This window comes from Micromonospora chalcea (assembly GCF_028768405.1).
GTDB lineage: Bacteria > Actinomycetota > Actinomycetes > Mycobacteriales > Micromonosporaceae > Micromonospora > Micromonospora chalcea.
In genome coordinates this window covers 2,698,634-2,712,825 of record NZ_CP118233.1, presented here as the reverse complement: position 1 = coordinate 2,712,825, position 14,192 = coordinate 2,698,634, and the positions used below count along the sequence as shown (strand labels likewise).

Genomic DNA, 14,192 nt, shown 5'->3' with positions numbered 1-14,192 from the left:
GCTCGCCGCGGCCCGGTCCCGGTGGCTACGCTGGCCCGGACCCCGACAGGAGGACCATGTCCCACACGCGTCGCTCCGGCCCGCAGCCCGGGGCCGCCATGACCTCGTCCCCCTGGATCCTCGTCGCCGCCGGCGTGGTCGTGATGGTGGTCCTGTTGGCGGTGGCGCTCGGTTCGGTGCGGGGACGGAGCACGTTCCCGGCGGCCGATCCGCCCGATCCGCTGATGCCGCTGCCGCACGTGCCGCCGACCCCCACGGCGGTCAGCGCCAGCGGTCCGTCGCCGGTCTCCGCCACCGCTCCGGTGTTGCCGGGTCTGTCGCCCCGCTCCACGGAGCTGCCCGCCCGGCCGACGCCGGCCGCGTCGACGCCCAGCCCCCGGGGCGTCGCCCGGCCGGTGCCGCCCCCGTCGACTCCGCCGCCGGTGGCGCCGCCGTCCGCGGTGACCGGCAGGTACAGCGTGCAGAGCGCCTTCGACGGCGGCTTCATCGGCGAGGTGCTGCTCGTCAACACCGCGCGTTCGCACCGGGGCTGGACGGTGCGCGCGGTCTTCCCCGGCGGAAGGCTGGTCACCGCCTGGGTCGAGGGCGCCGAGCAGGGCGTGTTCCGTTTCGACGACGGCGTCTTCACCTACCGCAGCGGATTCGACCTGGCCCCCGGGCAGTCCCTGGCGGTGCGGTTCCACATCGAGCGGGCGGGCACCCGGCCGACGAGCTGCACCGTCGACGGCACGCCCTGCGTCGCCCGGTAGAACCCGCGCCCCGGATCGGGGCGACACGCGTGCACTCTCTTGCAAGGTAACTGCTTTGTTGCAGCATGGTTTGCAAGGTATTGCAGAATGTTTCGGCAAGGGCTAGCGTGCGGGCGAATCAGCGACCAGAGAAAGGCCGTCGATGAAACCGCCGCCGATATCCCCCAAGGCGCTGCTCGCCCTGGTCACCTCCCTCGTGCTCGCCGTCGTCGGCGTTCCGGTGGCCCTCCATCAGCTCGGCGACGACGCTCCCGAGCGCGCCGCCACCCCCGACGTCCTCGCCGCCGGCAACGCTCCCCAGTGGAACCACGAGCCCTCGCCCGACGCGCTGCTCGCGGCGAGCCGCAACACCGCCAAGGCCGAGCAGTTCTACTTCGTCCTGCCGGACCGCTTCGCCAACGGCGACAAGCGCAACGACAACGGCGGCCTCACCGGCGGCCGGCTCACCACCGGCCACGACCCGACCGACAAGGGCTTCTACCACGGCGGCGACCTCAAGGGCCTGATCGACCGGATGGACTACATCCAAGGGCTCGGCACCACTGCCATCTGGCTCGCCCCGATCTTCAAGAACCGGCCCGTGCAGGGCACCGGCGCCGACGTCTCGGCCGGCTACCACGGCTACTGGATCACCGACTTCACCCAGGTCGACCCGCACTTCGGCACGAACGCGGAGCTGAAGAAGCTGGTCGACCTCGCCCACCGGCGGGGCATCAAGGTCTACCTCGACATCATCGTGAACCACACCGCCGACGTCATCCGGTACGCCGAGGACAAGTACGGCTACGTGGACAAGAAGACCGCGCCCTACCGCGACGCGCAGGGACGACCCTTCGAGGACCGGAACTACGCCGACGGCACCCGTAAGTTCCCCGCCGTCAACGAAAAGTCGTTCCCGTACACCCCGGTGTTCGCCACCCCCGCCGACGCGAAGGTCAAGGTACCGGCGTGGCTGAACGACCCGACCATGTACCACAACCGCGGTGACTCCACCTTCGCCGGGGAGAACAGCGAGTACGGCGACTTCTCCCGCCTGGACGACCTGTGGACCGAGCGGCCCGAAGTGGTGCGCGGCATGACCGACATCTACGCCGAGTGGATCGGCAAGGCCGGCGTGGACGGGTTCCGCCTCGACACCGTCAAGCACTCGAACCTCGAGTTCTGGCCGCAGTTCGCCCGCGGCATCGACGCCGCCGCGGCGAAGGCCGGCAAGAAGGACTTCTTCATGTTCGGCGAGGTCTACAGCGCCGAACAGGAGATCCAGTCCACCTACGTGCGGCGCGGCGGCCTCCCCGCCACGCTCGACTTCTCGTTCCAGGAGGCGGCACGTGGCTACGCCGCCGCCGACGGCTCGGCCAAGGCCCTCGCCGACGTGTACGCCAAGGACGACCTCTACACCGCGCGGGACACGAACGCCAACCGGCTCACCACGTTCCTCGGCAACCACGACATGGGCCGGATCGGCTCGTTCGTCGCCGCCGGCGGCGGGGACGACGCCGCCCAGCTGACGCGCAGCCGGCTCGCCCACCAGCTCATGTTCCTCACCCGTGGCCAGCCGGTCGTCTACTCCGGCGACGAGCAGGGCTTCACCGGCCCGGGCGGGGACAAGGACGCCCGGCAGGACATGTTCGCCTCCCGGACCGCCGACTACCTCGACGACGACCTGATCGGCACCACCCGCACCCACGCCGTCGACCAGTACGACACCCGCCATCCGCTCTACCGGACCATCGCCGAGCTGGGCGGCCTGCGGGCCGCGCACCCGGCGCTGCGCGACGGCGTCCAGGTCACCCGGCACGCCGCCGACGGTCCCGGCGTCTTCGCGTTCTCCCGCGTCCTGCCCGCCGACCGGATCGAGTACGTGGCGGCGGTGAACAACGCCGCCACCCCGCAGACTGTCACGGTGGACACCTGGTCGGCCGGCGCCCGCTTCACCGGCGTGTACGGCGGCGCCGCAGACGTGACGGCCGCTGCCGACGGCAAGCTGAGCCTCACCGTGCCGGCGATGTCGGCGGTGGTGCTCAAGGCCGACCGGGCCATCCCGCACCCCGGGGCCGCTCCGAAGATCACGATCACCGAGCCGGGTGACGAGCCCGCCCCCGGCAAGGCCACCGTCACCGCCCAGGTCACCGGCGACCCGCTCGCCACCGTCACGTTCGCCGCCCGGGTCGACGGCGGGAAGTGGACGCTGCTGGGCAGCGCGCACCGCGCCCCGTACACCGTGCACCACGACCTCACCGGCCTGCCCGGCGGCACCACTGTCGAGTACAAGGCAGTGGTCCGCGACGGCAAGGGCCGCACCGCCACCGCCCGCGCCACCGGCACCGTCGGCACCCCGGACCGGGGCGAGTCACGGGACTGGGCGATCGTGCACTACAAGCGCCCGGCCGGCGGGTACGACGACTGGCGGCTCTACGCCTGGGGTGACATCGACCCGGCGTACGTCACCGAGTGGCCCGCCGGGCAGCCGTTCGCCGGCGAGGACTCGTACGGCCGGTTCGCCTGGGTGAAGCTCAAGCCGGGCGCGAAGTCGGTCGGCTTCGTCGTGGTCGACTCCGGCGGCAACAAGGACGTCGCGGCCGACCGCTTCATCGACGTGACCCGGACCGGGGAGGTCTGGGTCAAGCAGGGCGACGCCGAGGTGTACCCGACGCGGCAGGCCGCCACCGGCGAGCCCGACCCGCCGGTGGCGCCGGACACGGCGCTGATCCACTGGCGCAAGGCCGACGGCAACTACGACGGCTGGGGCCTGCACCTGTGGGACGGCGCCGCCAGCCCGACCGACTGGGCCACGCCGCTCAAGCCGGAGAAGATCGACGCCTACGGCGCGGTGTTCCGCGTGCCGCTGAGCGCCGGCGCGACCGGGCTGAGCTACATCGTGCACTCCGGCGACCAGAAGGACCACCCCGAGGACCAGCGGCTCGACTTCGCCACCGCCGGGCGCGAGGTGTGGCTGCTCGCCGGCGTCAAGGGCCGGCTGCTGCCGACCACCACGTCCGGCGCCGCAACCGACATCGACATCACCAGGCAGAAGGCGAACTGGATCGACAGGTCCACAGTCGCCTGGGCCACCGGCCCGACCGACGGCAGGCGGTACGCGCTCGCGGTCGCCCCGGCCGGTGGGATCGGCGTCGCCGACGGCGAGCTGACCGGCACGTACACCGAGTTGCCGCTGCGGGCGCAGCGCAACGGGCTGACCGAGGCGCAACGACAGGCGTACCCCCATCTCTGGGACCGTCGCGCCTTCACGCTCGCGCGCGGCGACCTGGCCAAGGTGCCGGCGGCGCTGCGCGGGCAGCTCGTGGTGACCGAGCGGGACGCCGAGGGCGCCCTGCTCGCCGCCACCGGCGTGCAGATCCCCGGCGTGCTCGACGACGTCTACGCGGCCGCGACCGGCGCGAAACTCGGCCCGACGTTCGCCGGGCGGGTACCCACGCTGGCCGTGTGGGCGCCCACCGCGCAGAAGGTGGCGCTGGAGCTGTTCGACTCGCCCACGGCCGAGCCGACCACTGTGGCGATGCGACGCGACGACCGCACCGGTGTCTGGTCGGTGCGCGGGACGAAGGCGTGGACCGGCCGCTACTACCGCTACCAGGTGCAGGCGTGGCAGCCGGCGACACAGAAGGTGGTCACCGCGTCGGTGACCGACCCGTACTCGGTGGCGCTCGCGCCGAACTCCACGCACAGCCAGATCGTCGACCTGACCGACCCGGCGCTCGCGCCGGCCGGCTGGGCGAACCTGCGCAAGCCGGCCGCCCCGCCGGCGTCGAAGGCCCAGATCACCGAGCTGTCGGTGCGGGACTTCTCCATCGCCGACAACACGGTTCCGGCCGAGCGGCGCGGCACCTACCTGGCGTTCACCGACCCGCAGACGGCGGGCATGAAGCACCTGCGGGCGCTCGGCGACGCCGGGGTCAACTACCTGCACCTGCTGCCCGCGTTCGACTTCGCCACCATCCCGGAGAAGCGGGCCGACCAGGCCCAGCCGGCCTGCGACCTGGCCGCGCTGCCGCCGGACTCCGACCAGCAGCAGAAGTGCGTCGCGGCGGTCGCCGACACCGACGGCTACAACTGGGGGTACGACCCGCTGCACTACACGGTGCCGGAGGGCGGGTACGCCACCGACCCGAACGGCGCCAAGCGCACCACCGAGTTCCGGCAGATGGTCGCCGGGGTGAACAAGGCCGGCCTGCGGGTGGTCATGGACGTGGTCTACAACCACACCTCGGCCGCCGGCGCCGACCCGAAGTCGGTGCTCGACCAGGTGGTGCCGGGCTACTACCACCGGCTGCTCGACGACGGGTCGGTGGCCAACTCGACCTGCTGCGCCAACACCGCCCCGGAGCACGCCATGATGGGCAAGCTCGTGGTGGAGTCGATCGTCACCTGGGCCAAGGCGTACAAGGTCGACGGCTTCCGGTTCGACCTGATGGGTCACCACCCGAAGGCGAACATCCTGGCCGTACGGGCCGCGCTGGACAAGCTCACGCTCGCCCGCGACGGCGTCGACGGCCGGAAGATCCTGCTCTACGGCGAGGGCTGGAACTTCGGCGAGGTCGCCGACGACGCCCGGTTCACCCAGGCCACCCAGATCAACATGGCCGGCACCGGCATCGGCACGTTCAACGACCGGCTCCGCGACGCGGTGCGCGGCGGCGGCCCGTTCGACGCGAACCCGCGCGCGCAGGGCTTCGCCTCCGGCCTCTACACCGACCCGAACGGCGACGAGGTCAACGGCACGGCGGCCGAGCAGCGGGCCCGGCTGCTGCACCAGCACGACCTGATCAAGGTGGGCCTGACCGGTAACCTGCGCGACTACCGGTTCACCGACTCCTCCGGGAAGCGGGTCACCGGCGCGCAGGTCGACTACAAGGGCGCGCCGGCCGGATACACGGCCGCGCCGGGCGAGTCGGTCACCTACGTCGACGCGCACGACAACGAGATCCTGTACGACGCGCTGGCGTACAAGCTGCCGCAGGGGACCTCGGCGCAGGACCGGGCCCGGATGCAGGTGCTCGCGCTGGCGACCACAGCGCTCGGGCAGGGCGCCGGGTTCGTCACCACCGGCTCGGAGCGGCTGCGCTCGAAGTCGCTGGACCGCAACTCGTACAACTCGGGGGACTGGTTCAACCAGATCCGCTGGGACTGCGCCCAGGGCAACGGGTTCGGCGCGGGCCTGCCGCCGGAGGCCGACAACCGCGACAAGTGGTCGTACGCGAAGCCGCTGCTGGCCGACCCGTTGCTGGTGCCGGACTGCGCGGCGGTCGAACTGGCCGACGCCCGGTACGCGGAGCTGCTGCGCGTCCGCCGATCCTCGCCGGTGTTCGGGCTCAGCAGCGCCGAGCAGGTGCAGAAGCGGGTGGCGTTCCCGCTGTCCGGGACGAAGGAGACGCCGGGCGTGCTCACCATGACCCTCGACGCGCGCGGGCTGGACGGGACGTGGAAGTCGGTGACCGTCGTCTTCAACGCCACGCCGGAGACGGCGAAGCAGACGGTCACCGGGCTGCGCGGGGCGAACGTGACGCTGCATCCGGTGCTGCGGAACTCGGCCGACCCGGCGCTGCGTACCGCCTCGTTCGACCGGGCCGCCGGCACGTTCACCGTACCCGCGCGCAGCGTGGCGGTGTTCGTCCAGAGCTGACCGGCACGGCCGACCGGCCCCCTGCCACGTCACGTGGCAGGGGGCCGGTCGCGTACCCCTGGACCGTCAGGTCAGTTGAAGCAGTCCTCGACGGTGTTGGCGCAGTTGGTGGGGTCGTTGTTGCTGATGAGGGACTTGTCGTCGAGCTTGACGCGTCCTTCGTTGTTGAGGACGCCGCCGGCGACGCGGTGGAGCTTGCTGGAGTCGGTGGCGGTGTTCTTGGTGACGTGGGTCTTGGTGAGGGTGATCTTGGCCTTGTTGTTGAAGATGCCGCCGCCGTTGAGGGCGGTGTTGGCCTTGATCTCGGTGTCGCGGATGGTGAGGGTGGCGTTGTCGTCCTTGTCGTGCTCGCGGGTGAGGAAGCCGTCCTCGATCTTGATGAGCCACTCACCGTTGTAGATGCCGCCACCGAAGCGGTTGGCGGTGTTGTCGACGATCTTGCTGTCGGCGATCGTGGCGCTGGCGTGCTCCTTGTCGTTCGGGTAGCCCCAGTGCTTGCCGCCGGTGACCACCACGCCGCCGCCGTTGCCGTCGGCGTGGTTCTTGGCCACGTGCACCTTGTCCAGGTCCAGGTCGGTGTTCTCGGCGTAGACGCCGCCACCGTTTTCGCAGGCGGTGTTGCCCGTGATCGCGGTGAAGGAGACCGTGACGGTGCCGCCGCTGCTGAACAGACCGCCGCCGTTCTTGCCAGCGCGGTTGTCCGACAGGCTGGACTTGATGCCGTCCTTGCCGTGGTCGGAACCGAAGATCTCGACGATCCCGGCCTCGTGGTGCTTCTCGTTCTTGTCGTAGCCCTTCGGCGCGGCCGAGGCCGCCGGGCCGTGCTCGCCGGAGAAGCCGCCGCCGTTGGCGATGCCGCCGCCGTTGCCGCCGGCGGTGTTGTCGTCGACGTGGGTTTCCTCGACCTTGAGGATGCCCTCGTTGAAGATGCCGCCGCCGTCGCCCTGGGCGTGGTTGTTGACGACCTTGCTCTCCTTGAGCCAGGTGCGGCCGTAGTTGGCGACGGCGCCACCGTCGCCCTCGGCGTTGTTGTCGACGAGCTTCACATTGTCCAGGTAGGCGCTGCCGCCGCGCTCGACCAGCAGCGCGCCGCCGTCACCCTCGACCCGCTTGTCGTCGTCCTTGCCGCCGTTCATGCCGTCGGCGACGGGCGTGGCAGCGGCGGCCGTGGTCGCCGCGGCCGGAGCCGCGACAGCCGGAGCGGCCGGGGCCGCCACCGCCGGGGCGGCCGCCGGAGCAGCGGCCGGCGGCTGGCCGCCGCCACCCGGGTACTTGAACTCGTTGGCGTTGCCGCCCTTGATTGTGAGGTCCTTGAGGGTGAGGTCGCCGCCGTCGCGGACGCGGAAGATGCGGAAGGTGTCTTCGGCGTCGCGCTTGATGGTGGAGCCGTTGCCCTTGATGGTGACGTCCTGCTTGATCTCGGGCAGGGCGGAGCCGAACTTGCGGTCCTTGACGCCGAGTTCGTAGGTGCAGTTCTCGGCGAGCTTGAGGGTGCCGCCGTGGTCGCGGTTGGCGAGTTCGAGGGCGTCGATCAGGGCGTCGTCGTCGCAGGCGACCTCGCGGGTCTTGCCGTGGTCGTCCTTGCCGTCCTTGCCCCAGTCGCCCTTGTCCGGGCCCCACTCGCCGCGGTCGCGGCCTTCCTGGCCACGGTCCTTGCCGTCCTTGCCGTCCTTGTCGTACCCGTCCCGGCCGTACTCGCCCTTGTCGCCGTGGTCGTCGTCGCTGAGCTGCTGCGTGGTCGACCACTTGACGTCGGCGAGCCGGTGCGGGCCGGTGGCCCCGGTGGTCGCGTAGGCCACGCCGGCGAGGCTGACCGCTCCGGTCAGGCCCACGACGCCCGTGGCGAGCCACATCCGGCGACGCCGGAGCGGGGAGATGGTCTTGCTGGTGGCGTCATTGTTATTGCGAAGGTAGTTGGACATCGGAGCTCTCTGCCCTCTCCTTGTACCTGACAAGGTCGCTTCGCCCTGGCGAGGCGGCCTTCGCTACAAATCGGTTGTAGCTGCTGAGAACGACCGTATGAGAACCTTCTTCGCCTCGTGGCCATATACGAAAAAAACCCGCATAAGGGTGCGGGTGGGATGGGCGGGCGCAGTGCGGTCCGGACGCCCCGGTGGGGGACACCACGGCCAGCCGGGCCGCTCCGAGGTCGGGAGCCCTCCTCCCGCCGTCGCGGCGGAAGGAGGGCACCCCGGGTTATGTGGTGGAGCGAATCAGTTGTAGCAGTCCTCGACGGTGTTGGCGCAGTTGGTGGGGTCGTTGTTGCTGATGAGGGACTTGTCGTCGAGCTTGACGCGTCCTTCGTTGTTGAGGACGCCGCCGGCGACCCGGTGGAGCTTGCTGGAGTCGGTGGCGGTGTTCTTGGTGACGTGGGTCTTGGTGAGGGTGATCTTGGCCTTGTTGTTGAAGATGCCGCCGCCGTTGAGGGCGGTGTTGGCCTTGATCTCGGTGTCGCGGATGGTGAGGGTGGCGTTGTCGTCCTTGTCGTGCTCGCGGGTGAGGAAGCCGTCCTCGATCTTGATGAGCCACTCACCGTTGTAGATGCCGCCGCCGAAGCGGCCGGCCGTGTTGTCCACGACCGCGCTGTCGGCGATCGTGGCGCTGCCCGCGAGGCCGTCCTTCTCGGCGCCGTTGCCGGCCCAGTCGCGCCCGCCGGTCGTCACCACGCCGCCGCCGTTGCCGTCGGCGTGGTTACCCGCCACGTGGACCTTCTCCAGGAGCAGGTCGGTGTTCTCGGCGTAGACGCCGCCACCGTTGTCGCAGGCGACGTTGCCGCCGATCGCGGTGAACGAGACGGTGACCCAGCCGCCGCTGCTGAACAGGCCGCCACCGTTGTGGCCCGCCCGGTTGCGGCTCAGGGTGCTCAACGAGGCGTCCTTGCCCTCGTACGCCCCGGTGATCTCGACCGTGCCGGCGCGGTGCTTGCCGTGCTCACCCTTGTCGGCCTTCGCCGCCGAGGCCAGGTCGACCGGCCCGTCGTGGTGCTCACCGCTGCCGTTGGCGATGCCGCCGCCGTTGCCGCCGGCGGTGTTGTCGTCGACGTGGGTTTCCTCGACCTTGAGGATGCCCTCGTTGAAGATGCCGCCGCCGTCGCCCTGGGCGTGGTTGTTGACGACCTTGCTCTCCTTGAGCCAGGTGCGGCCGTAGTTGGCGATGGCGCCGCCGTCGCCCTCGGCGTTGTTGTCGGTCAGCTTCACGTTGTCCAGGTAGGCGCTGCCGCCGCGCTCGACCAGGAGCGCGCCGCCGTCACCCTCGACCCGCTTGGCATCCAGCTCGGCCGGGTCGGCCGCCTTCGGCACGGACGGCCCGGGGTACTTGAACTCGTTGGCGTTGCCGCCCTTGATTGTGAGGTCCTTGAGGGTGAGGTCGCCGCCGTCGCGGACGCGGAAGATGCGGAAGGTGTCTTCGGCGTCGCGCTTGATGGTGGAGCCGTTGCCCTTGATGGTGACGTCCTGCTTGATCTCGGGCAGGGCGGAGCCGAACTTGCGGTCCTTGACGCCGAGTTCGTAGGTGCAGTTCTCGGCGAGCTTGAGGGTGCCGCCGTGGTCGCGGTTGGCGAGTTCGAGGGCGTCGATCAGGGCGTCGTCGTCGCAGGCGACCTCGCGGGTCTTGCCGTGGTCGTCCTTGCCGTCCTTGCCCCAGTCGCCCTTGTCCGGGCCCCACTCGCCGCGGTCGCGGCCTTCCTGGCCACGGTCCTTGCCGTCCTTGCCGTCCTTGTCGTACCCGCCGTCGGAGTCGTTGCCGGTGTTCTGGGGAGCGGCGGCGTGGTTGTCCGCCACCGGCTCGGTGCCGGACTTGTCGTCGCGGGCGGCGAGACCGCCCAGCGCCGCCAGCCCGACGACGCCGGTCAGCCCGGCCACGCCGGTGGCGACCCAGAGCGCCCGCCGCTTGCTCGTCCGCGGGGCAGGCGCCATCGGCGCTCCACCGTCGGGTGTCGTTACATCGTTCGACATGAGATGAGAGCCCTTTCGGTTCTTCCCAAACGGGTCGCACCGCCCCAGGCCGGGCGACCAGCTACAAACCGGTTGTAGCCTCTGATCAGCACCGTATGAGAAGGTTCCTCGCGAGGAAGACGTATCCGAAAAAAGCCCGCATTCCTCCCACGATCGGCGGTCGGTGACCAACCACGTGAGCGGACCGCAACTCCCCCAGACGGCGGCGGGCCCCACCACCTGCCGTGAAGGCGCGGTGGTGGGGCCCGCCGGAAGATCGCGGCCCGCAGGACTCAGCCGGGCAGGCGGGGGCCCGCCTCACGCTGCTCGGCCAGCCAGGTCTCCACCTCGTCGGAGCGCCGCGGCAGACCGGCCGACAGGTTCACCGGACCGTCCGCGGTGACCAGGATGTCGTCCTCGATCCGCACGCCGATGCCCCGCAGCTCCTCGGGGACCATCTCGTCCTCCGGCTGGAAGTAGAGCCCCGGCTCGACGGTCAGCACGTACCCCTCGCCGAGCGGACCCTCCCGGTAGTTCTCCTTGCGCGCGTTGGCGCAGTCGTGCACGTCGATGCCGAGCATGTGGCTGGTGCCGTGCAGCGTCCACCGCCGGTAGACCGTGGAGGCCGGGTCCATCGCCTCGTCCACGCTCACCGGCAGCAGCCCGAGATCCTTCAGCGCCTCGGCCAGCACCCGCATCGAGGCCAGGTGCACGTCCCGGAACGCCACGCCCGGCCGGCACATCTCGATGCCGGCCTGCTGGGCGGCGTACACGGCGTCGTAGACCTGGCGCTGCAGCGGCGTGAACCGGCCGTCGACCGGCAGCACCCGGGTGACGTCGGCGGTGTAGAGGTTGCGGTTCTCCACGCCCATGTCCATCAGCAGCAGGTCACCCGGACGGGTGGCGCCGTGGTTGTGCACCCAGTGCAGGACAGTGGCGTGCTCGCCGGCCCCGACGATCGAGCCGTACCCGACGTCGTTGCCGTCGTGCCGGGCGCGCAGCGCGAAGACGCCCTCCAGCAGCCGCTCGGAGACGCCGCGGTCGGCCGGCAGCGCCCGTGCCACGTCCTCGAAGCCGCGCACCGTGGCGTCGCACGCCTCCTGGAGCTGCGCGATCTCCCACTCGTCCTTGACCAGCTTCAGCTCGGCGATCGCGATGGCCAGCTCCCGGTCGCGGCCGGGCTGACCGTCGGCGCGCGCGCCGTCGTACTGACGCACCGCCGCGTCCACCCGGGCGTCGAAACCGCGCAGCACCCGGGTACGCCCCGGCGCCAGCTCGGCCAGCGTCGCGTCCAGCTCGCTCAGGTCGGCCGTCGGCAGGCCCAGCTCGGTGGACTTCTCCCGCAGCGTCGGCCGGCGGCCCACCCACAGCTCACCGTGCCGGCTGCGGAAGAACTCGTCGGTCACCCGCGACGACCGGGGCCGCATGAACAGCGTGGACTCCCCACCCGGGCGCAGCACGAGGACGCTGTCCGGCTCCAGGTCGCCGGTCAGGTACGCGAAGTCGCTGCCCGGACGGAACCGGTGCTCGGTGTCGTTGGCGCGTACCTTCTCGTTGCCCGTGGGGATGACCAGCGTCTCGCCCGGGAAGGCCTCGGCCAGCGCGGCCCGCCGCTTGGCGTGGTTGGGCGCCTCCGGGCGCGGGGCGACCGGCAGTTCGGTGTCCCGCCAGCCCTGGCGCATGAACGACAGGAACGCCTCCGGGAAGTCCGGGTCGTGCGACTCCGTACCGTCCGCCGGTTTGCCCTGTCGCGTCCGCTCCTCGGCCATGATCCGTCCCTCCCTGAGCCTCGTCGCTGGTCCAGACGGTACCGCGCGCACGACAGCGGGAGGTGCCTGCGGTGCCGCGACGGAGGCTTCCGGCGCGTGGAAAGATGGCGGCCATGTGCGGACTCCTGGCCTTCTTCAGCGCGCGCGGCGACGCCGCCGCCCACCGCGACAACATCGCCGGCGCACTGGAGTGCCTGCACCACCGTGGCCCGGACGAGACCGGGGTCGAGGTGGTCGGCGACGCCTCCGGCCGGTACGCGGACGGTGTGTTCGCGCACAAGCGCCTGGCGATCATCGACGTGGCGCTGAGCCACGAGCCCCTGCCGTACGCGGGCGGGCGGTACCTGCTCACCTTCAACGGCGAGATCTACAACTACATCGAGCTGCGCGAGGAGCTGATCCGCGACTACGGCGCCCAGTTCGCCACCAACGGCGACGGCGAGGTGATCGTCGCCGGCTACCACTACTGGGGTGAGCAGGTGCTCACCAAGCTGCGCGGCATGTTCGCGTTCGTCATCTGGGACCGGCAGGAGCGGCGGGCCTTCGGCGCCCGGGACTACTTCGGCATCAAGCCGCTGCACTACCTGGAGACCCAGGACGGCCTCTACCTCGCGTCGGAGAAGAAGGCGCTGCTGCCGTTCGCGCACTCGGCGTACCAGGGCGACGCGGGCATCGACACCGCCAACCTGAGCCACTACCTGACGCTGCAGTACGTGCCGGAGCCGGGCACGCTGCACAAGGGGATCAGCCGGATCGGCTCGGGGGAGTACCTGAACTGGACCCCTGGTGGCCGGATCGAGGTGCGCCGCTGGTACCGCCCGGTGTTCCGGCCGGCCCCGGTCTCCGACGAGCAGCGGCTCTACCACGACATCCGGGAGACGCTGCGGGAGAGCGTCCGGATGCACATGCGCTCGGACGTGCCGGTCGGCTCGTTCCTGTCCAGCGGCATCGACTCCACCGCCGTGGTGGCGCTGGCCCGCGAGTTCAACCCGAACATCCTCACCTTCACCGTCGGCTACGACGTGCCCGGCTACTCCGAGATCGACGTGGCCCAGGACTCGGCCCGGCACCTCGACGTGACCACCATCCCGACCAAGATCGGGCCGCAGGACATGATCGACGCGCTGCCGAAGATCGTCTGGCACCTGGACGACCCGGTCGCCGACCCGGCGCTGGTGCCGCTGTACTTCGTGGCGAAGAAGGCCGCCGAGCACGTCACGGTGGTGCTCTCCGGCGAGGGCGCGGACGAGTTCTTCGGCGGCTACACGATCTACCGGGAGCCGCTGTCGCTCAACTCGGTGAACAGCCTGCCCGACGGCGTGCAGAAGGGCCTGCGCGCGGTGTCCAAGGCCATTCCGCAGGGGGTCAAGGGCAAGAGCTTCCTGGAGCGCGGCACCACCCCGATCGAGCAGCGCTACTACGGCAACGCCCGGATGTTCACCGAGGAGGAGAAGCAGCACCTGCTGCGCCGCTACGACCCCTCGGTGCGCTACACCGACGTGACCGCCCCGATCTACGCCGAGTGCACCGAGCTGGACGACGTCACCAAGATGCAGTACGTCGACCTCTACACCTGGCTGCGCGGCGACATCCTGGTCAAGGCCGACCGGATCTCGATGGCGCACTCGCTGGAGGTGCGGGTGCCGTTCCTGGACCGGGAGGTGTTCAACGTCGCCGCCGGCATCCCGGTCGACCTGAAGCTGCCGCCCCGCTCCGAGGCCACCAAGTACGCGATGCGCCAGGCGCTGCAGGGCGTCGTGCCGCCGGCCATCGTCAACCGCAAGAAGCTGGGCTTCCCGACCCCGACCCGGGTCTGGCTGCGCGGCGAGATGTACGAGTGGGCGCGGCACGTGCTGTCCACCTCGGGCGCGGGCGACCTGATCGACCTGTCGTACGCGATGCGCCTGCTGGAGGAGCACAAGCGGGAGGAGGCGGACCACTCCCGCAAGGTGTGGACCGTGCTGATCTTCTGCATCTGGCACGCCATCTTCGTGGCCAAGACGCTCGACCCGGGCATCCAGCGCAACCAGTCCGCGCTGCTCACCAAGCCGGTCGTCGGCAGCATGGTCCGCTGACCCGAGCGTGACGAGGAAGGGCCCCC

6 protein-coding genes are annotated in these 14,192 nt (G+C 70.8%); 3 read left to right on the top strand and 3 right to left on the bottom strand.

Annotated features, from left to right (window positions below):
- Positions 1-56 precede the first annotated feature (56 nt).
- Both PVK74_RS11380 and pulA read left to right on the top strand, forming a co-directional pair.
- The gene (locus PVK74_RS11380) at positions 57-749 is read left to right on the top strand and encodes a cellulose binding domain-containing protein (protein ID WP_274479052.1); all 693 of its coding nucleotides are present in this window, start codon (positions 57-59) and stop codon (positions 747-749) included.
- A 142-nt stretch (positions 750-891) separates the two neighbouring features.
- Entirely contained in the window at positions 892-6,390 is a 5,499-nt protein-coding gene (pulA, locus tag PVK74_RS11375; RefSeq protein ID WP_069089110.1) for a pullulanase-type alpha-1,6-glucosidase, read from the top strand.
- Between the two features lie 71 nt (positions 6,391-6,461).
- Here the strand turns inward: pulA and PVK74_RS11370 are convergent, their stop codons facing one another.
- From PVK74_RS11370 to PVK74_RS11360, 3 genes are all read right to left on the bottom strand, one after another.
- Positions 6,462-8,312 (bottom strand): hypothetical protein, encoded by a 1,851-nt coding sequence (locus PVK74_RS11370; protein ID WP_274479051.1) that lies wholly within the window; start codon positions 8,310-8,312, stop codon positions 6,462-6,464.
- A gap of 291 nt (positions 8,313-8,603) precedes the next feature.
- Positions 8,604-10,304, bottom strand: coding sequence for a hypothetical protein (locus PVK74_RS11365; RefSeq protein ID WP_274479050.1), 1,701 nt, complete (start codon positions 10,302-10,304; stop codon positions 8,604-8,606).
- A gap of 311 nt (positions 10,305-10,615) precedes the next feature.
- Positions 10,616-12,091 (bottom strand): aminopeptidase P family protein, encoded by a 1,476-nt coding sequence (locus tag PVK74_RS11360; RefSeq protein ID WP_030504250.1) that lies wholly within the window; start codon positions 12,089-12,091, stop codon positions 10,616-10,618.
- A gap of 113 nt (positions 12,092-12,204) precedes the next feature.
- Between PVK74_RS11360 and asnB the strand changes: the two genes are divergently transcribed.
- Positions 12,205-14,166 carry an asparagine synthase (glutamine-hydrolyzing) gene (asnB, locus tag PVK74_RS11355; RefSeq protein WP_043329713.1) on the top strand — a complete coding sequence of 654 codons (1,962 nt, stop codon included), beginning with the start codon at positions 12,205-12,207 and terminating at the stop codon, positions 14,164-14,166.
- The last annotated feature ends 26 nt before the right edge of the window (positions 14,167-14,192 follow it).

What these genes read in the sequence shown, in the direction of transcription:
- PVK74_RS11380 (WP_274479052.1), top strand. Translation starts at nt 57, where the DNA reads ATGTCCCACACGCGTCGCTCCGGCCCGCAGCCCGGGGCCGCCATGACC.
- pulA (WP_069089110.1), top strand. Translation starts at nt 892, where the DNA reads ATGAAACCGCCGCCGATATCCCCCAAGGCGCTGCTCGCCCTGGTCACC.
- PVK74_RS11370 (WP_274479051.1), bottom strand. Translation starts at nt 8,312, where the DNA reads ATGTCCAACTACCTTCGCAATAACAATGACGCCACCAGCAAGACCATC.
- PVK74_RS11365 (WP_274479050.1), bottom strand. Translation starts at nt 10,304, where the DNA reads ATGGCGCCTGCCCCGCGGACGAGCAAGCGGCGGGCGCTCTGGGTCGCC.
- PVK74_RS11360 (WP_030504250.1), bottom strand. Translation starts at nt 12,091, where the DNA reads ATGGCCGAGGAGCGGACGCGACAGGGCAAACCGGCGGACGGTACGGAG.
- asnB (WP_043329713.1), top strand. Translation starts at nt 12,205, where the DNA reads ATGTGCGGACTCCTGGCCTTCTTCAGCGCGCGCGGCGACGCCGCCGCC.